22 protein-coding genes are annotated in these 20,199 nt (G+C 35.1%); 21 read left to right on the top strand and 1 reads right to left on the bottom strand.

From position 1 onward, the window contains the following. Window positions 1–130: 130 nt before the first annotated feature. Together PEDSA_RS17695 and PEDSA_RS17690 are read left to right on the top strand one after the other, a co-directional pair. Entirely contained in the window at window positions 131–673 is a 543-nt protein-coding gene (locus PEDSA_RS17695) for a DUF4142 domain-containing protein (RefSeq protein ID WP_013634536.1), read from the top strand. Window positions 674–697: 24 nt separating this feature from the next. Continuing rightward, the gene (locus PEDSA_RS17690) at window positions 698–1,030 is read left to right on the top strand and encodes a cupredoxin domain-containing protein (protein ID WP_013634535.1); all 333 of its coding nucleotides are present in this window, start codon (window positions 698–700) and stop codon (window positions 1,028–1,030) included. A gap of 458 nt (window positions 1,031–1,488) precedes the next feature. Here the strand turns inward: PEDSA_RS17690 and PEDSA_RS17685 are convergent, their stop codons facing one another. Next, window positions 1,489–2,418, bottom strand: coding sequence for a hypothetical protein (locus PEDSA_RS17685; protein ID WP_013634534.1), 930 nt, complete (start codon window positions 2,416–2,418; stop codon window positions 1,489–1,491). A 475-nt stretch (window positions 2,419–2,893) separates the two neighbouring features. Between PEDSA_RS17685 and PEDSA_RS17680 the strand changes: the two genes are divergently transcribed. The 19 genes from PEDSA_RS17680 to PEDSA_RS17595 all read left to right on the top strand — a co-directional run bounded on the left by PEDSA_RS17680 (window position 2,894) and on the right by PEDSA_RS17595 (window position 19,995). Next, window positions 2,894–3,232 carry a TM2 domain-containing protein gene (locus PEDSA_RS17680; protein WP_013634533.1) on the top strand — a complete coding sequence of 113 codons (339 nt, stop codon included), beginning with the start codon at window positions 2,894–2,896 and terminating at the stop codon, window positions 3,230–3,232. 119 nt (window positions 3,233–3,351) lie between these two features. Continuing rightward, window positions 3,352–3,648 (top strand): DUF2752 domain-containing protein, encoded by a 297-nt coding sequence (locus tag PEDSA_RS17675; RefSeq protein WP_169311996.1) that lies wholly within the window; start codon window positions 3,352–3,354, stop codon window positions 3,646–3,648. Beyond that, window positions 3,645–4,082, top strand: coding sequence for a DUF4870 domain-containing protein (locus PEDSA_RS17670; protein ID WP_013634531.1), 438 nt, complete (start codon window positions 3,645–3,647; stop codon window positions 4,080–4,082). Before PEDSA_RS17675 ends, PEDSA_RS17670 begins: the two co-directional genes overlap by 4 nt. Continuing rightward, complete coding sequence (locus PEDSA_RS17665) at window positions 4,079–4,870, top strand: M48 family metallopeptidase (RefSeq protein WP_013634530.1); 792 nt, start codon at window positions 4,079–4,081, stop codon at window positions 4,868–4,870. The genes PEDSA_RS17670 and PEDSA_RS17665 overlap by 4 nt, the downstream gene beginning before the upstream one ends. A gap of 614 nt (window positions 4,871–5,484) precedes the next feature. After that, window positions 5,485–6,702: a site-specific integrase gene (locus tag PEDSA_RS17660; protein WP_013634529.1), complete on the top strand. Its 1,218-nt coding sequence runs from the start codon at window positions 5,485–5,487 to the stop codon at window positions 6,700–6,702. A 72-nt stretch (window positions 6,703–6,774) separates the two neighbouring features. Continuing rightward, complete coding sequence (locus tag PEDSA_RS17655) at window positions 6,775–7,662, top strand: DMT family transporter (RefSeq protein ID WP_013634528.1); 888 nt, start codon at window positions 6,775–6,777, stop codon at window positions 7,660–7,662. 3 nt (window positions 7,663–7,665) lie between these two features. Next, the gene (locus PEDSA_RS17650) at window positions 7,666–8,229 is read left to right on the top strand and encodes a TetR/AcrR family transcriptional regulator (protein ID WP_013634527.1); all 564 of its coding nucleotides are present in this window, start codon (window positions 7,666–7,668) and stop codon (window positions 8,227–8,229) included. Between the two features lie 257 nt (window positions 8,230–8,486). After that, entirely contained in the window at window positions 8,487–9,080 is a 594-nt protein-coding gene (locus tag PEDSA_RS17645) for a TetR/AcrR family transcriptional regulator (protein WP_013634526.1), read from the top strand. A 52-nt stretch (window positions 9,081–9,132) separates the two neighbouring features. Continuing rightward, window positions 9,133–10,314: an acetyl-CoA C-acyltransferase gene (locus tag PEDSA_RS17640; RefSeq protein ID WP_013634525.1), complete on the top strand. Its 1,182-nt coding sequence runs from the start codon at window positions 9,133–9,135 to the stop codon at window positions 10,312–10,314. Between the two features lie 8 nt (window positions 10,315–10,322). Then, window positions 10,323–10,817 (top strand): PaaI family thioesterase, encoded by a 495-nt coding sequence (locus PEDSA_RS17635; protein WP_013634524.1) that lies wholly within the window; start codon window positions 10,323–10,325, stop codon window positions 10,815–10,817. Between the two features lie 10 nt (window positions 10,818–10,827). After that, window positions 10,828–11,772 carry an alpha/beta fold hydrolase gene (locus PEDSA_RS17630; protein WP_013634523.1) on the top strand — a complete coding sequence of 315 codons (945 nt, stop codon included), beginning with the start codon at window positions 10,828–10,830 and terminating at the stop codon, window positions 11,770–11,772. Window positions 11,773–11,781: 9 nt separating this feature from the next. Further along, window positions 11,782–13,188, top strand: a complete 1,407-nt coding sequence (locus PEDSA_RS17625; protein ID WP_013634522.1) for an MFS transporter — start codon at window positions 11,782–11,784, stop codon at window positions 13,186–13,188. Continuing rightward, entirely contained in the window at window positions 13,181–13,339 is a 159-nt protein-coding gene (locus PEDSA_RS20315) for a hypothetical protein (RefSeq protein ID WP_169311995.1), read from the top strand. Before PEDSA_RS17625 ends, PEDSA_RS20315 begins: the two co-directional genes overlap by 8 nt. Before the next feature lie 133 nt (window positions 13,340–13,472). Next, the gene (gene fabF / locus PEDSA_RS17620; protein ID WP_013634521.1) at window positions 13,473–14,714 is read left to right on the top strand and encodes a beta-ketoacyl-ACP synthase II; all 1,242 of its coding nucleotides are present in this window, start codon (window positions 13,473–13,475) and stop codon (window positions 14,712–14,714) included. 6 nt (window positions 14,715–14,720) lie between these two features. Beyond that, window positions 14,721–15,629 carry a hypothetical protein gene (locus tag PEDSA_RS17615; RefSeq protein WP_013634520.1) on the top strand — a complete coding sequence of 303 codons (909 nt, stop codon included), beginning with the start codon at window positions 14,721–14,723 and terminating at the stop codon, window positions 15,627–15,629. Between the two features lie 89 nt (window positions 15,630–15,718). Further along, the gene (locus PEDSA_RS17610) at window positions 15,719–16,000 is read left to right on the top strand and encodes a helix-turn-helix domain-containing protein (protein WP_013634519.1); all 282 of its coding nucleotides are present in this window, start codon (window positions 15,719–15,721) and stop codon (window positions 15,998–16,000) included. Window positions 16,001–16,038: 38 nt separating this feature from the next. Continuing rightward, a complete protein-coding gene (locus tag PEDSA_RS17605) occupies window positions 16,039–18,156 on the top strand; it encodes a VapE domain-containing protein (protein WP_013634518.1) in 2,118 nt (705 codons plus the stop codon). 298 nt (window positions 18,157–18,454) lie between these two features. Beyond that, a complete protein-coding gene (locus PEDSA_RS17600) occupies window positions 18,455–18,751 on the top strand; it encodes a helix-turn-helix domain-containing protein (RefSeq protein ID WP_013634517.1) in 297 nt (98 codons plus the stop codon). A 26-nt stretch (window positions 18,752–18,777) separates the two neighbouring features. Continuing rightward, complete coding sequence (locus tag PEDSA_RS17595; protein WP_013634516.1) at window positions 18,778–19,995, top strand: SIR2 family protein; 1,218 nt, start codon at window positions 18,778–18,780, stop codon at window positions 19,993–19,995. Window positions 19,996–20,199 lie beyond the last annotated feature (204 nt).

The following is a 20,199-nucleotide window of genomic DNA, read 5'->3' as shown; positions in this document are numbered from 1 at the left end:
TATTTAAAAACAAAAGAGATTACTCGATGTTGAGAATAATAGGTACCTATCTAAGACAACGCTTCCCTACCTCTTTTGCCGCTTCTATTGGCTACCTGCTCAAATATATTCAATAAAAAATTTCAACAAAATGAAAACAATTCAATCCTCTGGAGTATGGGCTTCCTGTATGGTGTTCTTCTCCTTTGTATTTTTGTCAACTGTGTTTGCACAAAGTACACCTCATTTGTCTGATGCAGAGATTGCCTCTGTAGCAGTTACAGCTAATAAAATAGATGTAGAATATGCTGCCATTGCAAATAAAAAATCTAAGAATGCAGCGGTACTAAAGTTTGCGAAAGCAATGCATGATGATCATACTTCCGTTATTGACAAAGCAGTAAAATTGGTTACTAAATTAAAAGTTACTCCTAAAGACAATGCTGTTAGTAAATCATTGATAACCAACGCCGACAAAGAAAAAAAAGCTTTAAATTCAAAATCAGGAAAAGCATTCGATAAAGCCTATATCGATAATGAAGTAAGTTATCACAAGTCAGTAATTCACTCTGTAGAAACTCTTTTAATTCCGCAAGCTAAAAACAAAGAATTAAAGGCCTTATTGGAAAGCGTAATGCCGGTTTTGAAAACGCATCTTTCGCATGCTGAAATGCTACAAAAAGAGTTAAAATAACTCCTGAAACAAATAAAACTACCAATGAAAAGCAACGGATTTAATAGTTTATTATTTGTATTGACTGTAGGATTTGCTTTGAACACTTGTTCTTCCCCTAAAAGAACTGTTCCAAAAGTATATACCGTTGAAATTTCGCAAATGAAGTTTCAACCCGAAGTACTTAAAATCCATCAGAAAGACACAGTGATTTTCATCAATCATGATATAGTTGCGCATGATGTTACTGAAATAAATAAAGCCTGGAAGTCGCCAGTATTAAATACTGGTGACTCCTGGAAAATAGTGATGCAAAAAAGCGCAAACTATTTTTGCAGTATCCATTTAGTAATGAAAGGGAAAATTATTGTAGAATAATATTTTTCATATGAGACTCAAACGTTTCTCACATCAATTTTGGTCTAATTTTTTCAACAATTAAATGATTAGGGTTTAGAGGGATACCAGCGCAAGTCTTTAAAGCATAGAAAAGGGGATAAGGAGACTTGTGTATTTGTTGGTTACTGCAAATAAAGATTCAGCAATTGAAAAAAAACCAAATCAAGCTTTAACAAGGTCTCTAGCTCGAAAACCTAAGCTAAAATTTGACTCGAATTTAAAGAACGTAGCATAACTACCACCTTCTAATCTGCTAGCCATTAGAACACCTATCTTACTATCATCGCCTATCATACTAGTGTCCTGTCAAAGATAAAATGTCGTATACGTTGTCACCTCCGAATAATCGGAGCAAGCTCTGAGGTTCTCGAAAGGTCATTCGCAGAGGCTTCAATCCCGACAAGTCGGGAACCTGACAAAAGGTGGTTGACACGATACTATTCCTTTTTATAAAACACCTTTCCAATTGCAGGCAGCTTCATTCCGTCCACAACGGTTTCTTCTTCGCTTGTCCAGATCTTCTCCCGAGCAATGCGCTCCTGATATTTTTTATCCCGCTTGCGCTTTCTGGCTATCTCCTTCAGTATCTCCTCCCCTCGGTAATTGATCAAGCGGTGGCGGTTAGGAAAAGCTTTCTCTGGTACCGTCTGATCAGCTGTCCCACTCTTAACCTCATTCTCAGCCTTAGCCTCATCTTCCACTTTAACCTCATCATCTATCCGATAAGCCCCTATAATCTCTGCCGGGCTGTATTCCTTACCGTTCAGGCTCAGCGGCTCCCCATCAATGCCTTTCATTCCGAAACAGTGCAGCGAAGCGCTCACCAGAACAATGCTTCCCGCAGGCAGTGCAACATCGGACAGCCATTTCTGTTCCGGCATAACCTTTCCATGCTGCAAAGGAATATCCTTATAGTCCAGGTATTCGTAATAACCTTCCCTGAAACTGATGGCAGCCACCATCAGGCGAAGGACGGCGTTCTTGGTATATTTAGGCAGTTGCAGATCTTCAGATACATTGAAAGCAGGCAGCTGTACCATGATCCCTCCATCCACCATGGAACATATAGGCCGAACGGCAAGCGCTTCATTCAGCGGTGAATTGATATTGAACTGTAATCCCTTTAAATGTTGTGGGTTACCATCATGCAGATCCCGTTCGCCACGTGGCTTTTCGGTATCTTTCAGGCTCTTCAGCAGCGCTGCATTCATACGGTTAAGCAGTCTGCCATCGCTGTGAAAGGCAAACGATGAGTATAAGTTCTGCAGGATACGCCCGCAATTACTTACCAGTCCGAATTCCAGTGCACTTTCTTTAGTAGAGAGCGTTTGCCTTACCCTGGCAGGTTTGGCCTGTACTATGCTCATATCGCCCCCGGGCGGTAAACCACATTGCCGACTTTCCCGTGAAGCCTTCCTCTGCTGTCTATTATTCCAATGTTAGCCTAATTAGTTAATAATAAACCTAATATATGCAATTCATCCCTTAATTCACCCTACTATGAGGACGGAGTAGGGGAGTACAATTGATGTATGTTTTCTTTTATAAATCATCCGCTTTGGAAAGATAAAACATATTGGTAAAGAGTAAATAGGAAACAAACTTCCCAATTAATAGAAGTGACAATTATTTTCCTTATTATTTTTAGTATTAAACATTTTAAATATCTTTATTAATAATAATTGCGTTGCTCATGTTTCACAAAGTTAATTCACTCAATATATTGTGTGCATACTTATAGGTTGCGACATTAATCTAAAAGAATAATATCATTAATAACAAGTTGGAAACTAACTTTATTAAACCAGTATAACCGAACTATAAACTAAAAAACAGCAAAAAATGGATGCACAAAAAGTCGACATGTTCATCATGACAAACGGAAAATTCTTTGAAGGCCATCACATGAATATGATTAGAGAAAAGCTACTTGCCCTTGACGATTCTAAATGGGCAATGTTGTCTACTACTCAGTTCAAAGATCCCACAACTATACTTATTGTCTCAATCCTGGCAGGCAGTTTAGGTATAGACCGTTTTATGATTGGCGATACAGGGCTTGGAATTGGTAAACTTCTAACTTGCGGCGGCTTAGGTATTTGGGCCATCATTGACTGGTTCATGATACAAAAGGCAACAAGAGAAAAAAACATGCAAAAAATTCAACAATTTTTGTATTAATGACACTTGGCAGGGGCAGGCTGTATTCGATATTACTTATAGCATGCTTAGCAGGGTATACTTGGCTGTATTTTAACATAACAAAAAACTTCGTTGAAAATAAATCAGTAGAAGTATGTATGATAAAACACTTAACAACTATCCCCTGCCCTTCCTGTGGCGCTACCCGTTCTATTATTTCATTGACAAAGGGCGATTTTATTGACGCGTTGAAATTGAACCCCATGGGTTACATCATTGCTCTTATTATGCTTATTGTGCCTATCTGGACAACTACAGACATACTAAGGAAAAGCAACACACTCTTTGATTTTTATCAAAAAACAGAAACATATATAAGAAAACCAAAGTATGCAATTCCTTTGATAGTGCTTGTCATTATCAATTGGATCTGGAATATTATCAAAGGATTATGATACAAATAAAAAATTTCAGTCACGATCTAAGCGAACATGAATCGGAAACGGCCTCAAGTAGTTATTTGATGTCTTTAATTGCTATCATGGTTGGGCTACCATTACCAATAGTTAACCTTATCGCTACACTAATTTTTTACTTGGGTAATCGAAAATCCACCTATTTTGTTCGTTGGCATTGTACACAGGCATTGTTGTCACAATTATCCATGCTTATAGTAAATAGCTTTGGTTTTTGGTGGACTGTTTCAATAATCTTCACAGAGGAAACCATCACGAATAAATACATTGCTTATATAATTACAGCAATTATTTTTAACCTGGCGGAATTTATCGCAACCATTTACACGGCTATTCAAACCAGAAAAGGAATCCATATTGAGTGGTGGTTTTATGGCTCATTAACAAATATTATCTGCAAATCGGAAGCATGAAAAAAACTGTTCTTCAGGGTATAATAACAATATTATTGTTTTTGGGAACATGGTTTGTTCTAACACAAATAGACTGGGTAAAAGTTTTCAAAATTCAGAAGATAACTAACACGACAGAGCAAAAATTAGGCGAACTGTTTTGGGATGTATTCAAAAAAACTGAGAAGGAAAGTAAAAACACCCATGTCTTAAATGCCATCGATAGTATCGTAACTCATATCTGTAGTACCAATAAAATAGATCGAAAAAAAATAAAGATCCATGTTCTTAACAAAGACGAAATTAACGCATTTGCATTGCCTGGCGGGCATCTTATCGTTTACAGTGGTTTAATAATGAATGTAGACAATCAGCAAGAACTAACGGGGGTAATCTGTCATGAAATTGCGCATATTGAACTCAATCACGTAATGAAAAAGTTAGTGAAGGAAATTGGGCTTTCAGTTTTAATTTCTATGACTACAAATGGTGGCCCGGAAGTAATCAAAGAAACTGCAAAAATGCTCTCTTCATCTGCTTTTGACAGAAATTTAGAAAAAGAAGCAGATATTAAAGCCGTTGATTATTTAATAAAAGCAAAGGTAAATCCTGAACCGTTTGCAAATTTCCTATATAAACTATCACAAGGGCATGAAGGAACAAAGTATCTTACATGGATTAGTACTCACCCCGACTCTAAAGAAAGAGCCGCTTATATTACTGAGCATAACAAAAATAGATCGGAAGACTACCGGGCAATTTTGTCAAAGAATACATGGGACAAATTGAAAGAGGAATTGAAGGATTAAGAATTGTTAAAGACATTATAAAAACAAACAGTATCATTGATGTTTCAGACTGCACTGTTTTAATAAAACTAAAGCTTTAACTCCCAATACAAAGCGAACCAACAAGATTTTTAAGTTTTGACGAAAGCCGCATAGGAGAATAATGTTGTTCACAAATTAGGCGAGCAGGAAGTGCCAATTATTTAATGTATATCGTTTCGTTATACAATCTTGTTTATATGAAAATTCATCCAATTTGTTTCGCTATACAATTCACAAAACTGACTTACTTTTGAATCAAGACATTTTCTATATATTTATAAAAACATAAAGCGAAATACGCATATAGAGTTGGATTAGCGAAACTTCTATATGTTGGTTTCGCATAACCAATTGTTATACGAAATTATAATGTTTAAATTCCTAAATGCTTTCAAATGCTTATTAAATAAGGATTTATGATTTTTACAAATGCATATTAAAGCACAAAAACGCAAGTAAATACTTGTTTTGTTGTACTAAATGTTGTACCTTAGTATCACGATGCATCGCTTTGAAACAATTGATTTACATATGGTTTCATTGTTTTGCACCCGATTCAAAAAGTAGTACAACAATTCTAAATCCCGAAACTTATGGCTTCAATCAAATTAGTACTTCGTACACAGCAGGAAGACGGAACAGGTCAAAGTCCTATCTATATCCGTTTAATAAAAGACCGAAAAGCAAAGTTTGTCACTACTGGAGTTAAGGCAAAGGCAAGTGAATGGGATGATGAAAAACAACGTCTGAAAAAGAATTATCCGAACAGTGCCAGGATGAATGCTTTCTTAACTCAGAAAGTAGCTGATGCACAGGCTCAGGTTGCCGATGTGGAGCGTACTCGTAAATCTGTTTCTGCACGAAAACTAAAAGAAGCCATCAAAGGAAAAGAAGATCCTAACTTCTTTAATTATTGCGACAGACGTTTAGAGAAAATCAAATCTATTGTTTCTTATCGTACTGCGGATATTTACAACATCTACATCAAGAAATTTGAAAAGTTTATTGGTCACAGGGATTTTTACTTTTCGGATATCAATACTACACTAGTGGGCGATTATGCCAATTACTGTAAAAAGACCCTGAAAAACGGAAACACTACTACGCATATGTCTTTGAAAATCCTTCGGATATTCTATAACGATGCAATGAAAGAAGAGCTGATACCTTATGCTGTTTCTCCGTTTGAGAAAGTCAAAATTCCAAAAAGCAATGTAGAACGTCAGTACCTCAACAAGCAACAATTGGAAGATTTAGAAAACCTGGATTTAAGCCAGAAGCCTCACGCTGTCGTTCATAGGGATATGTTTTTGTTCAGCGTGTATGCAGGTGGTTTGCGAATTAGTGATGTGCTGTTACTACAATGGAAAAGCTATAATGAAGAAACGAAAAAAATTACCAAAGTCATTCAGAAAACACAGAAACAACATACTTTCAAGATAGGAACAAAAGCCGTTGAAATCATCAATAAATATAAACCAAAGAACTCAAATCCTGATGCTTTTATATTCCCGGTATTAGAAAACCCTGAGAGAATATTTGGCGATGAACAATTCAAGAGTTTAAAGCTTCGGGGTAAAATCCGTTTGGGTGATGTACATCTGGACAAAATGGGAGAAGAAATCAAATTGCCTTTCAAACTTCATTTTCATTTGAGCCGTCATACTTTTGCTACTAATGCTTTAAACAATGGTATGCGTATCGAGTATGTTTCCAAGTTACTTGACCATTCCTCTATCCGACAAACACAGGTATATGCTAAGATCGTGAGTGAAGAGTTAGATAATGCGGTAGATAATTTTATTTTTTAAAAAATAAAATTTAGACAGATTTGTCTATCTATTAATATTTCATTTATCTTTGCTGATGCAAAAGGATGCAAAATGAAAAATATAGATGCAAAGAGTTTTTTACCTAATCTGGCATTTGTTTGTTTAGGGTTAATCTGGGGAAGTAATTTTCTCTATATGAAATTGGCAACGCAGTATATAAATCCGATACAAGTTGTTTTTCTACGTGTTGTACTAGCAGTGTTTCCAATCATACTATTCGGATTTGTAAAAGGATCATTTAAAAAAGAGCACCTAAAATATTGGTATCATTTTATAATAATGTCCTTACTGGCAGCTGTCGTTTACTACTATTGCTTTGTAGTAGGATCGCATTTATTATACTCAGGTATTGCCGGTGCATTAAGTGGTTCATCTCCTTTATTTTCTTTTGTATTAGCTGCGATATTTCTAAATGAAGAGAAAGTAAGTCTTAGGAAAATTATCGGATTAATACTTGGCTTTTTAGGAGTAATAATTCTGGCAAAACCTTTTGATGCAAGCATTACGGATACTACTTGGCAAGGGATTTTGTATATGATAATAGGATCGATAAGTCTAGGAGCATCATTTATTTATGCAAAAAAAATTGTTAGTCCATTAAAGATTTCGGGTTTGGCATTGACAGCTTATCAACTTATAGGTGCTACAGCCATTCTATGCCTTATAACGCCCTACGATGGTATTACTAATATTTTCAATAATACAGAAGCAACACTAGGACTCGTTGTAGGACTTAGCTTGTTAGGTACAGGTTTAGCATTTCTTATCTATTATTTTATCATCGATAAATTAGGAGCTGTAAAGGCAGCTTCCGTAACCTATATTCCTCCTATTGTAGCTTTAATCATAGGAGCTTTTATTGGAGGAGAGCCTATCATTTTTTCAGATATTATGGGGGCTTTAATTATTCTTTTGGGTGTATATATATTAAAAAAATAAAGCATGAAATCATCAAACAATGTAAGAGAAAACATTCTGAGTACAGCAGCTGATTTGTTTTACAAACAAGGTTATAACTCTACAGGAATCAATCAAATTATTGATGAAGCAGATATTGCAAGAGGTTCACTGTATAATCATTTCAAATCAAAAAACGAATTGTTCTATGCTTACTTAGAAGAAACCAATGAGCGTTGGTTTGAGCAATTATACAGTTACATTAAAAAAATAAAACATCCTAAAGATAGAATTTTAGGCTTGTTTGATTTTCGAATTAAAAGACAGACACAGAGCAGTTTCGGAGGATGTCCTTTTATTAAAGCCAATGCTGAAGTACCTCAAGATGACAAGAAAGCATTTGAAATCATTGATAAAAATAAAATGAAATTCAGGGATTACATTTTGGAACTGCTAAATGATATCACGCTTCAAAATGACCTGTTTACAAAAGAAGAATTGGCAGATACCATTTATATGCTAGCTGAGGGAGCTACTGTTACAGCAAGTTTTCAGAAAAGCAAAGAAATGATTGGTAGAGCTAAAGATATTGTTGACAGACTAATCTGATTGCTATATCTTTTCTTCTAAGGGTTCACGAAGCGGTAATAAGTGCAAAGACAGGACATATTTCTGCAAATGAAACTGGAGCAATTGAAGCGACAGGACATAAAGTTATTACGTATCCGCCCTTTGAAGTACGTGTTTGATTACTGAATAATATTTTTAAAGTTCTGGGGATACAGAAATATATTATTTAAAATATACCAAAAGGTATATTATTTATATCTTTGCACTAGATTACATTACTTTAATATCTAGAAATTATGTCAAAGGCAGAAAGAACAAGGGAATTTATAATTCAGAAATCGGCACCTTTATTTAATATCAAAGGTTACGAAAACACGTCCTTGTCCGATATACAGCAAGTTACTAAGTTGACAAAAGGAGCTATTTATGGTAATTTTTCAGACAAAAATGAATTAGCGGCTGCCTCTTTCGAGTATAGTTGTTCTCAAATTACAGAACGAATAAAGGCGATATTAGCTAACTCATCAACTGCAACAGAAGGTTTGATTGCTTATGGAAATTACTATGTAGAAAAATGGGAAACTGTTTTCAATAAAGGTGGCTGCCCTATGCTTAATGCTGCGGTTGAAGCCGATGATAGTTTAGATTATTTAAGAGAAAATGTTCGCAGAAGTGTAAAACGATTTATTGATTTACTTACCTCAACTATTGAAAAAGGGAAATCTGCAAATGAATTTTCAAAAGATGTAAATGCCGAAGAATATGCTACTCTAATTTTTAGCATTGTGGAAGGCAATATATTGTTAGCAAAAACAATGAATGATCCCAAATATTTTCAGCTTGCAGTAAATAGAATAAAAAAAATTGCTGAAACTGAATTGAAGGTATAAAATTTTTTTTGACCAATAATATACCGAACGGTATAATTTAATATAATTAAGTATGAAAGAAGTATTCATAGTATCGGCTAAAAGAACTCCTATAGGTGGTTTATTAGGAAGCTTGTCCGAATATTCAGCAACTCAATTGGGTGCTATAACAATTCAAAATACTTACGAAAGTATTTCTCTAAATCCTGAATGGATTGATAGTGTATATATGGGAAATGTGTTGAGTGCCGGCATTGGTCAATCACCTGCAAGACAATCTTCAATATTTTCAAAAATTCCCAACACTAAAGATGCCACAACTATCAATAAAGTATGCTCATCTGGGATGAAAGCAACAATTTTGGGCGCACAACAAATCCAAATTGGCGTTGACGAAATAGTAGTTACAGGAGGTATGGAAAGTATGAGTAATGTTCCGCATTACGCGTATTTACGCAAAGGGACAAAACTTGGTGGTTTGAACTTCATTGATGGAATGATTAAAGATGGACTGTGGGATGTTTACAACGATTTTCATATGGGAAGTGCAGCAGAATTAGGAGTTAAGAAATATGGACTCACGCGTGAACAATTAGATAATTACGCATTACAGTCTTATAAAAAAGCACAAGAAGCTACTGACCAAGGTAAATTCAAATCTGAAATTGTCCCAATACAGATTAGAAAAAATGCAGAAAATATAATTGTGGACAAGGATGAAGATATTTACAAACTTGTTCCTGAAAAAGTTTCTTTATTAAAACCTGCATTTGAAACTAACGGAAACTTAACCGCAGCTAATTCAAGTAATTTAAATGATGGTGCAGCAGTTCTGTTACTCGCATCCAAAGAAGCTGTTAATAAATATAATCTTAAGCCTTTAGCAAAAATTGTTTCATACGCCGATGCAGCACAAGCACCGGAATGGTTCACAACATCTCCCAGTTTAGCAATTACAAAAGCTTTGAAACAAGCGAATTTGTCGCTAACTGACGTAGATTTTTTCGAAATAAATGAGGCTTATGCATCCGTTATCCTTTCTAATCAACAAATTTTAGATTTTGATTTAAATAAAGTTAATGTGTATGGAGGTGCAGTTGCATTAGGACATCCTATTGGAGCAAGTGGAGCAAGGATTATTGTAACGCTCTTAAATGTATTACAACAAGAAAAAGGCAAATATGGCGTCGCAGCTATCTGTAATGGTGGTGGAGGATCATCTGCTATCGTCATAGAGAATATAAATTTTAATTAAAGACAGATATGAATACAGACAGAAAGCGAGCTTATGAATGGGAAAATCCTTTAGAAACCGTTGAAATTGCAAAAGAAATTTCAGGATTAGAGCTCTTAAATAGAATATTAAACGGAGAACTTCCAGCACCACCTATTGCAAAAACTTTAGATTTTCATCCTTCAAAAGTTGAAGAAGGAAAAGTTTTGTTTGAATTTACACCTTACGAATTCCATTATAATCCGATAGGAAGTGTGCATGGCGGGGTAATTTCTACCGTATTAGATACTGCGATGGGCTGTGCTGTTCACTCTGTTCTACCACGAAATGTTGTATATACCACTTTAGAATTAAAAGTAAATTTTATCAAATCTGTTAACCTTAAAAGTGGAAAAATGTACGCTGAAGGTCGGTTAATTCATTTGGGAAGAACTACTGCATTAGTAGAAGCTGACCTTCGAAATGAAAATGGGACTTTATATGCACATGCCGTATCAACTTGCATGATATTAAATAACAAATAAATATAGAATTATGAAGAATACAAAGACAATTTGCTTTTTATTAAGCCTTAGTGTTTCCTTATTAAGCATCGGATTTACAAACAATTTAAACGCTCAAATAAAAACGACTGTGAAACAAATCGAATACGAAACAAAAACCATCAAAGTAAATGACGATGATTTTGCATATAGAATAGTAGAAAACAACAGTAACACAAATATTCCGATTATTTTATTGAACCATACACGTGGAAATCTTGATAATTGGGATCCTGCTTTAATTAATAAATTAGCATCAGAACGCACTGTAATCACCTTTAATAATAGAGGTGTCGCAAGTTCCAGTGGACAAACCCCTGAAAGTTTTGCACAAATGGCAGAAGATGCTTTTCAATTCATAAAAGCACTTAAATATGAAAAAGTTGATATACTTGGTTTTTCAATAGGTGGTTGTGTTGCTCAAGAATTATTAATGCAACACCAAGATATTGTTCGAAAAGCAGTCATTGCCGGATCTGCACCTTTGGGAGCTAGAAGTATTAATAAACGTGATCCAGAAATTGCAGCTTTGGTTCAAAGAGCCTCATCCTTAGGATTGAAAGAATTTCAAGCACTCTTTTTTAATGCTTCTGATAACAGCCGTAAGTTGGGCGAAGACTTTTGGAATCGCAAAGCCGAGAGTAAATATCCTAAAGATGTTGAAGTCGGAGCTGAATCAGCAAAAGCACAAGCTATCGCACGTGAAAATTGGGGAAATGGCGAGTTAATCGTTTCTGATTATAAAAAGATAACCACTCCAATCTTAGTTACTGGAGGAAAAACAGACGTCCAAATGCCTGTCCAAAATTCCATGGAATTATTTAATCTATTACCAAACGCCCAGCTTATTTTATATCCTGATGCAGGACACGGTTTCCTTTTTCAATATTATGACCTTTTTGGTGGAGATGTAAATAGATTTTTGAACTCAAAATAATTATTTTAAATGGAACAGCATTCAAACAAGTGGTTGCAACACTTTATTTTACTTGTCGGTCCATTGCTTACAGTGATCGATATTTTCATCGTGAATATTGCTGTTCCATCTATACAGCAAGATCTCTCAGCAACCGATGCCCAAATGGAAATGATTATCGTTTTTTATCTTTTGGGATATGCTTCTTTTCAGGTATTGGGTAGCCGATCAGGTGATATATACGGACGTAAGAAGATATTCCTGTGGGGAATGTTCTTCTTTGTTGTCACTTCTTGTATATGTGGTTTTGCGAACAGCGCAACAACAATTATTATTGCTCGATTTTTTCAGGGAATCAGTGGCGCATTTATGCAATCACAAGCTCTTGCATATTTACAGGAACTATTTCCGGAAACAAAAGAAAGAACCAAAGCCCTTGGCTATCTCGGTATTACATTAGGAATCGCCTCGTTGATTGGACAGTTTTTAGGAGGATATCTTTCAGAATTAGATACATTTATTTCTGGTTGGCGATTCATCTTTTTTATTAATCTTCCAATTGGAATTGCTGCACTAATTGCAGCGAAAAAACATCTACAGAATACCAAATTAAATGCTGAAGAAAAATTAGATTTTTCCGGTGTTGTTCTGTTTACATTGGCTCTTGGATCTTTCATCTATCCGTTGACGGAAGGTCGAGAGTTAGGATATCCACTTTGGAGTTTTGTCATGCTTTTTTCTTCATTGGCACTATTTATCTACTTTATAGTAGATCAAAAGAAAAAATTGAAACTAGGCAGATATCCATTAATGGACGTACGCTTGTTTAAGATAATGGATTATAATTTGGGGTTGGTTCTTGTTACATTTTACTTTATGATGCATACCTCATATTACCTATTGTCTACGATTTATTTGCAAAATGGTTTGCATTTGACACCATTTCAGACTGGGAAATATTTTGTAGCCTCAGGGGTTTTATTCATGGCAGCTTCATTTCTTTCGGTTAGGCTTGTCAATAAATATGGGAAAAAACCGATACAATTGAGCGCTGTACTAATGATTTTCGTTTATGTGTTACAGCTATATTATTTTAATCAACAGCCCAGTGATTTAATTCTCTTAACTATAATTCCGCTACAAGGATTCTGCGGTGGTTTAATTTTGCCAAGCCTCATAAACTTGACATTAAAGAATGTTCCACCTCAGTTTGTAGGTATCGCATCAGGTACTTATAATACAATTCAACAGGTCGCTTCCTCAATGGGAATTTGCTTTATTGCAGGATTATTCTTTAATATAGTTCAATCAACTCAGGATTATGTTTCTGCATTTCATTATAGCTTATATGCAGGCATTGCGTGTCTTATTGTAACCTTTATTGTTTTGTATTTTATTCAGGATATAAAACGTCACAAAACTTCAAAGGATGGCTAAGGTTTTAACAACTTACCTAGATAAAGGAAATTTTCCTTATCAGGAAGCATTGGTCTTACAACAAAGTATCAGACAGGATATTGTCGAGCGTAAAATGCAAAAAATTGATACTTCGAAAATATTATCAATATTTTGTGCCTTGTGGGATTAATGAACCTAACCGAACAGTCACTACTCTATAGAGCAGCAAATGGGAAGAACAGTAGATATAGAGGAAATCAAGAAAATACTTTTGTCAAATTTTTCGATAGTATTTTCCACAGAACTAGTAAAATAACAAACGTATGAAAAGAGTAGTAATTACGGGGCTTGGAGCATTAACGCCCCTTGGAAATAACGTTGATGATTTTTGGAAATCACTTATAAATGGAGTTAGCGGAACTAATCTCATTACCAAATTTGACACTTCGAAATTCAAAACAAAGTTTGCTTGTGAACTCAAGGGTTTTGCCCCATTAAATCACATTGAAAAAGCAGAAGCAAGAAAGTACGACTTATTTACACAGTATGCTTTAGTTTCTGTAGAAGAAGCCGTAAACAATGCCAATATCAATTTTGAAACATTGAACAAGAATCGTATCGGTGTTATTTGGGGATCGGGAAATGGTGGCATTGGCACTTTCCAACAACAGGTGATGGAGTTTGCAACAGGTGACGGCACACCTCGTTTTAATCCATTTTTTATACCGAAAATGATCGTTGATATTGCTTCAGGTGTCATTTCTATAAAGTATGGTTTAAGGGGAATAAATTTCACAACTGTTTCGGCTTGCGCAACTTCTAATACTGCAATTATCGATGCTTTTAACTACATCCGTTGGGGAAAAGCCGATATGATGATTACAGGTGGTTCTGAAGCTCCAATTAACGAAAGTAGTATTGGAGGTTTTAATGCTTCAAGAGCATTGTCTACTTTAAATGATAATCCACAAATCGCATCTCGTCCGTTTGATATAAACAGAGATGGTTTTGTAATGGGAGAAGGCGCAGGTGCTATTATATTAGAAGAATATGAACACGCAATAAAACGTAATGCTCCAATCATTGCAGAAATTGTTGGTGGCGGTATGGCTGCGGATGCATATCATCTTACAGGAACACATCCTGAAGGTGAAGGTGCGTATTTAGGTATGTTAGCCGCTTTAGAAGATGCTAATATTTCTGCTGATGATATCGATTATCTGAATACACACGCTACCTCAACACCTCAAGGAGATTTAAGCGAGTTAAAAGCGGTAGAACGAGTTTTTGGAACGAAAAACAAACTAAACATTAGCGCAACTAAATCAATGACGGGACACTTATTAGGCGCAGCTGGAGCAATCGAAGCAATTGCCTGCATTTTGTCTGTGAAAGAGGATATCGTTCCGCCAACAATTAATTCAGTAGATATTGAACCGGAATTTAAAGATGTTTTTAACCTTACGTTGAATACTGCACAAAAAAGACGTGTAAACTACTCAATGAGCAACACCTTTGGATTTGGTGGACATATTGCGACTACTATTTTTAAAAAATACGAATAAATTTTTATGCCCCATAATCATCAAATAAAGCATGTTGTTCAATTCCCTGAACAAACGGCTGTTCTACAAGAACAGTCCGAAAATGCTTTATTTGATATTTTGATTGAAGACATCACAGATAACATTGCTTACTGTCAAAAATTGATAAGTAAAATCCTTAAATTACCTTATGCAAAACTACCTGATTTCTTTTCACACCATTGTGATTTTGTTGAAGACCCAATAAAATGGCTCAACAAATTCGAGAAGCTAATTTCAGAAAACGAAGAAATCTTTGTAAATGCTACAATGCGTGGCCGAATGATGAAATGCTACACCATTATCGAGCGTAAAAGAAAAGAATTAGAACTAATTCGTAATCGACATATAAAACGAAAACCACCGATGCAGTACATTAATGCCGAATGTGAGGAACGATATTTTTCATTCAGAGAAGTAAAAAGTAAAGTAAACGGTATGGAAGATTACACCGAAAAGATAATGTTTTTGACCAATGAGAAGTTCGATTACGAACAGGCAAGTATAGATTTCATCAATCCTAAATTACCCGATTATTCAGACCAATGTCAAAAGGAGATAGACCAGATACAGCATTTAATTCGTTTAACCGATGAATTTTCTAAGCAACAAATGAGAAAAAATGCGGAGGGCATTCCGTTCAATAAACTAAAAATCAACTGCAACATCAATCAGCTCGTTGATATATTTTACCAGTTACACAGAGAGTTATTTGTAAACGGTAAACCCATTCTGGATGGCAATATCAATGATTTTGTTGCAGTAATCGTAAACTCTTTCGTAGATAAAAACGGACAGGAATTAAGTCCCGAAACCATCAAAACCGTTATCACTCCTTCCAAATCCGATAAACGTCCGAAACCGCATAAGCGGATAGACATTGATAAATTGCTGTAAATAAATTTTATCCCGAAAGACCATTTCGGGATTTTTTGACTTTGTACTGTTGCAGTCCTTTGCTTCCATAATCTTAAAAATTAAAGAAAATGGAAGCAGTAATTTTATCCAAAGACCAGTACACCGAAATCATCGAAAAACTGGACGAACTCGTAAAACGTATCAATGCCAAAAATGAACCTAAGAAAGATACATTCTTAGACAATCAGGAATTTCTTTTACTGATGAAGATTTCCAAACGCACCGCTCAAACCTGGCGTGACGAAGGTCGTATTTCGTTCTCTCAGGTCGGAAACAAGATTTACTACAAACTTTCAGACGTAGAAAAACTCTTAAATGAGCATTATAACAAGGCTTTTTCAAAGAAATAAGTCTAAAATCTAATGTCTAACATTTAACGTATAAAAAAATGGTAGTAAGTATCTTTCAGAACTTCAATGAGGTCGTGCAAAACCAGAAAATCATTGAAGTACTCCACGACATCAAGACAGGCAAATACATCAATGTAATTACCTATCTGCGAAAATCATTAGCCGAAAACAAAATGGAAGCGTATGTGCGGGCAAAGAAATCTTTGCCTGCTTTCACTCCATCGGCAACCTTTAAAGGCGGACGAAAACCCGATTATCTAACCGCTTACAATCCGTTGTTGGTTTTGGATATTGATAAACTTTCCAAGGAACAATTAACTAATGCTAAAGCGTTAGCAAAAGAAAATCCTTATACCTTTTCCTGCTTTACAAGTCCTTCGGGCAATGGTTTGAAGATTTTGGTTAAAGTCAATTCATCACAGGAAAATCACAAAGAAGCGTTTTTACTATTACAAAAGTATTATGAAGAGTTGCTTCAACTTCCGATTGATAAATCAGGGAAAGACGTTACTAGATTATGTTTTGTGTCTTACGATACCGATTTGTATTTGAATGAAGATGCAGAAGTCTATCTGGTAATCAAGCAAAAACCAATACAAACAGCGTTTACAAACGAACCATTTAAAACAGAGCCTATCAACAATGATTATTTAGCGGTATATGAACATTGCATTCGATTTACAGAAAAGAAAGAAAGTTATATCAATGGAAATCGGAACAATTTTGTACATCTGCTGGCAAATAATCTCAATCGCAAAGGTGTTCCCTTGGCAGTAGCTACAGGCTATATTTTGTCTGATTATGGATATGATGCCAGCGAAGTAATGGCAACCGTGAAAAGTGCGTACAGCAATACCAATGAACATAGTAAAAACAGTAATCCAACCATTCCAAAATCAGAAAACGATAAAGCGAAAAATGAGGATATTGAAGAGGAAGAAGAAAAACCGAGTTACATTGACCGTTTAGAAACATTTCTGGATTATAGGTACAACTTTCGGTACAATATCGTAACCGGAAAGCTCGAATACAAAACCATCAAAGCCAATCTCTGGAAACCGATTACCGATTTTGTCGAAAATTCTATTTTGAGAGAAATCCTCAAAGCAAAAGTAAAATGCAACATCAATACTCTGCGAAATCTGTTGCATTCCGATTATTGTCAGCAATATGATCCGTTCCGTGATTATTTTCAGGAACTGGAAACCAATGAGGATGAGGTCGATTATATCACTCAGTTAGCCAATACAGTTAAAACCACGAAGCAGGAATTATGGCAAATCTGTTTCAAAAAATGGTTTGTAGCAATGGTAGCTTGTGTCACAAATGAAAAAGCCATCAATCAAACCGTAATTGTATTCAGCGGTAAACAAGGCGTAGGAAAAACAACCTGGATCGAACGATTGATACCAAGAGAACTCAAAGAATATATGTTTTCAGGAACCATTAACCCAAACAACAAAGATACCTTAATTCACTTAGCCGAATGTATGCTCATCAATCTGGATGAACTCGAAAACCTGAACCGTACCGAAATAGGAACGCTCAAAGAACTGATAACAAAAACACATATTCGTATGCGTAAAGCCTACGGACACAACAATGAAACCTTACCACGCAGAGCTTCTTTTGCAGGCAGTGTGAATACTGCCCAATTTCTGAATGATACCACAGGTTCGAGGAGATTTCTTTGTTTTGAGGTAGAACATATAGAGTACGCTCACAATATCGACATCGATATGGTTTACGCACAGGCAATTGAACTGTATAAAAATGGTTTCCGTTATTGGTTCAACCAGGAAGAAATCAAAGAAATAGATATGAACAACGAGCAATACCAGATCCGCAGTCCGGAAGAAGAATTACTATTGACTTGGTTCGATATTGCGGACAGAGAAACCGCTAATAATTTTTTGAACACCACACAAATCGCAGCCAAGTTAGCCGACAAAGCCAAACTCAATGTTACAGACGGAACGGTGATGAAATTAGGAAAAGCATTAAAGAAATACGGCTATCTACGATTATCCAAAAAGAACGGCTATGTCTATGCCGTAAAAGAACTAACCTGGGAAGAAGTCGAAAACAAAAACAAACAAAAAGAACCACCACCAAAACCACCCGAACAATCAAGTATTTCGTTTGATAATCCGTAACGGTACAGTTTGCATTAGTTTACGCTGGTTGTAGTGGATAAGTAGGATAAGTATTTTTCGACACAAACATTTTCATTTTTTTCTACCGAAAAATATCAAGCCAAAACAAACGCAATCAAAGCAAACTAATCTTAACCCTTCATCCATTTACACCATTACATCCCAATAAATCCGTTTTTGTATTCCTTCGGAATAATAAAAAATCTTTTTCTGGAAATGAGGTTATCCTACTTACTTGTAGTTTGTTACATTATTTTTCTTAAATTTGAACTATTTAGACAAGTCTTAATAATTCAATATGGCTTTTGGAAAATACATTAGAGAATTGAGAGAAAGTAAAGGATTGTATTTGCGTGAAGTTGGAGCTGCTTTAGAGTTAGATAATGCTTTTATAAGTAAGGTGGAAAATGAAGATCGCTTACTACCTAAGAAACATCTTGAAAAGTTAGCTGAATTCTTGAATACTCCAATTAATGATTTGATGGTTTTATGGCTATCGGATAAAATAAGAGGAATTATAGAAGATAAAGAAATAGGAAGGAAAGCATTATTAAAGGTCATAAATGATTTAGGAAAAGAAAATTATAGTGAATAAGTAGTTTAATTTAATAAAATGCGAGTATGAAGTATATTTTACTCAACAATAATAGTAAGGTTGCATATGATGATAGTAATCCTGATGATGTTAAGGTGTATATTGATGGTAAACTATACGATTTTAAAGATATTCAAGATGATACTAGTGAAAATCGTATTGAATACGCAAATGCCACTAAGCGTAATAAATATTCTCAAACATTAAATAATCAGTTTGAAAATCTTGTCTTACTTACTGGAGCAGGTTCTTCTATTGGTTGGGGGAAAGATGATAAATTAGGTAAGTCAATGGCGGAGTTATGGGATGATGCCGAAGCTCTGCTAACAGCTGATGTTTTCAGTCAACTACTTGCAAAAATCGGCTATGATGAAAAGTGGGAAGATGATTCTATAATTAAAAATTTGGAGAAGGTATTGTCAATGGCAACACCAGCCATACCCTATGTTTCCAAAGATGAAATCAATATTGAAGATTGTGTGAACAGGATAAAAGATTTTATAAAAGATGCTTGTCAATTGGACTTACCCGATAACTCACCTCATACACTGCTATTGAATAAAATCACAAAACGCAAAGTTACTTTACCAAGATTTAAGCTATTTACCTTGAATTATGATTTGATGTTTGAGCAAGCGGCTTGTGAAAGTAATTTCGTTGTTATTGATGGATTCTCATTTTCTCAACCAAGAATATTCAGCGGACGAAATTATGACTATGACATTGTTTCCAGAAATCAAAGCAGAGTAAAAGAAGAAGACAACTTTATTCAGAAAGTTTTTCATTTGTATAAATTACACGGATCTGTTAATTGGGAAAAAGAAGAGAATAAAATTGTACAAAAGGAAAATCCCATTAATCCATTGATGATATACCCACATCAGTCGAAATATGAAAGTTCTTATGAACAACCTTATTTTGAAATGATGTCTAGGTTTCAGTCTAATTTAAGAAAGGAGAATGTATTTCTTATTACGATAGGGTTCAGTTTCGGAGACAAACACATTGTAACAGCAATAATAGAAGCGTTAGAACAAAATCCAAGCTTTCAATTGATGATAATCAATAGAAATATTGATGAAGCGAATGAAAACCTAAAACCCTTTATTGAAGCTGCTAATAAATATTCCAACATATCGATTGTTTCAGAAAAATTTGAGGATTTTGCTAAATATTATCCTGATTTAAAATCTTACAGTCAAGAAGACTCAAGACAAATAGTAATTAACATTCCTAATAACTAAACTATGAGTAGTAGTCCTTTTAATCATAGTCATTTTTTGGGGTATGTAAATTTTGTATCTCCTGCGTTTGTGAAAGTTCATTTTCCTTCATCAGTTTTGATGAAAACATTTGTACATCACGCGGAGGTCTTGAGAGGAGGTCTTGTTGGTAATTATATCGTTATTGAAGGAGAAGAGAAAGGATTTCTAGGAAAGATGCTGGAA

The sequence above is a fragment of the Pseudopedobacter saltans DSM 12145 genome (assembly GCF_000190735.1).
GTDB lineage: Bacteria > Bacteroidota > Bacteroidia > Sphingobacteriales > Sphingobacteriaceae > Pseudopedobacter > Pseudopedobacter saltans.
This window is presented reverse-complemented; position numbering and strand designations above follow the sequence as displayed.

Bases quoted from the DNA above. Each gene is read 5' to 3' on its own strand.
- PEDSA_RS17675 (WP_169311996.1), top strand. From the start codon at position 3,352: ATGATAAAACACTTAACAACTATCCCCTGCCCTTCCTGTGGCGCTACC.
- PEDSA_RS17645 (WP_013634526.1), top strand. From the start codon at position 8,487: ATGTCAAAGGCAGAAAGAACAAGGGAATTTATAATTCAGAAATCGGCA.
- PEDSA_RS17690 (WP_013634535.1), top strand. From the start codon at position 698: ATGAAAAGCAACGGATTTAATAGTTTATTATTTGTATTGACTGTAGGA.
- PEDSA_RS17635 (WP_013634524.1), top strand. From the start codon at position 10,323: ATGAATACAGACAGAAAGCGAGCTTATGAATGGGAAAATCCTTTAGAA.
- PEDSA_RS20315 (WP_169311995.1), top strand. From the start codon at position 13,181: ATGGCTAAGGTTTTAACAACTTACCTAGATAAAGGAAATTTTCCTTAT.
- PEDSA_RS17595 (WP_013634516.1), top strand. From the start codon at position 18,778: ATGAAGTATATTTTACTCAACAATAATAGTAAGGTTGCATATGATGAT.
- PEDSA_RS17600 (WP_013634517.1), top strand. From the start codon at position 18,455: ATGGCTTTTGGAAAATACATTAGAGAATTGAGAGAAAGTAAAGGATTG.
- PEDSA_RS17655 (WP_013634528.1), top strand. From the start codon at position 6,775: ATGAAAAATATAGATGCAAAGAGTTTTTTACCTAATCTGGCATTTGTT.
- PEDSA_RS17680 (WP_013634533.1), top strand. From the start codon at position 2,894: ATGGATGCACAAAAAGTCGACATGTTCATCATGACAAACGGAAAATTC.
- PEDSA_RS17665 (WP_013634530.1), top strand. From the start codon at position 4,079: ATGAAAAAAACTGTTCTTCAGGGTATAATAACAATATTATTGTTTTTG.
- PEDSA_RS17640 (WP_013634525.1), top strand. From the start codon at position 9,133: ATGAAAGAAGTATTCATAGTATCGGCTAAAAGAACTCCTATAGGTGGT.
- PEDSA_RS17670 (WP_013634531.1), top strand. From the start codon at position 3,645: ATGATACAAATAAAAAATTTCAGTCACGATCTAAGCGAACATGAATCG.
- PEDSA_RS17625 (WP_013634522.1), top strand. From the start codon at position 11,782: ATGGAACAGCATTCAAACAAGTGGTTGCAACACTTTATTTTACTTGTC.
- PEDSA_RS17605 (WP_013634518.1), top strand. From the start codon at position 16,039: ATGGTAGTAAGTATCTTTCAGAACTTCAATGAGGTCGTGCAAAACCAG.
- PEDSA_RS17615 (WP_013634520.1), top strand. From the start codon at position 14,721: ATGCCCCATAATCATCAAATAAAGCATGTTGTTCAATTCCCTGAACAA.
- PEDSA_RS17650 (WP_013634527.1), top strand. From the start codon at position 7,666: ATGAAATCATCAAACAATGTAAGAGAAAACATTCTGAGTACAGCAGCT.
- PEDSA_RS17630 (WP_013634523.1), top strand. From the start codon at position 10,828: ATGAAGAATACAAAGACAATTTGCTTTTTATTAAGCCTTAGTGTTTCC.
- PEDSA_RS17610 (WP_013634519.1), top strand. From the start codon at position 15,719: ATGGAAGCAGTAATTTTATCCAAAGACCAGTACACCGAAATCATCGAA.
- PEDSA_RS17695 (WP_013634536.1), top strand. From the start codon at position 131: ATGAAAACAATTCAATCCTCTGGAGTATGGGCTTCCTGTATGGTGTTC.
- fabF (WP_013634521.1), top strand. From the start codon at position 13,473: ATGAAAAGAGTAGTAATTACGGGGCTTGGAGCATTAACGCCCCTTGGA.
- PEDSA_RS17660 (WP_013634529.1), top strand. From the start codon at position 5,485: ATGGCTTCAATCAAATTAGTACTTCGTACACAGCAGGAAGACGGAACA.
- PEDSA_RS17685 (WP_013634534.1), bottom strand. From the start codon at position 2,418: ATGAGCATAGTACAGGCCAAACCTGCCAGGGTAAGGCAAACGCTCTCT.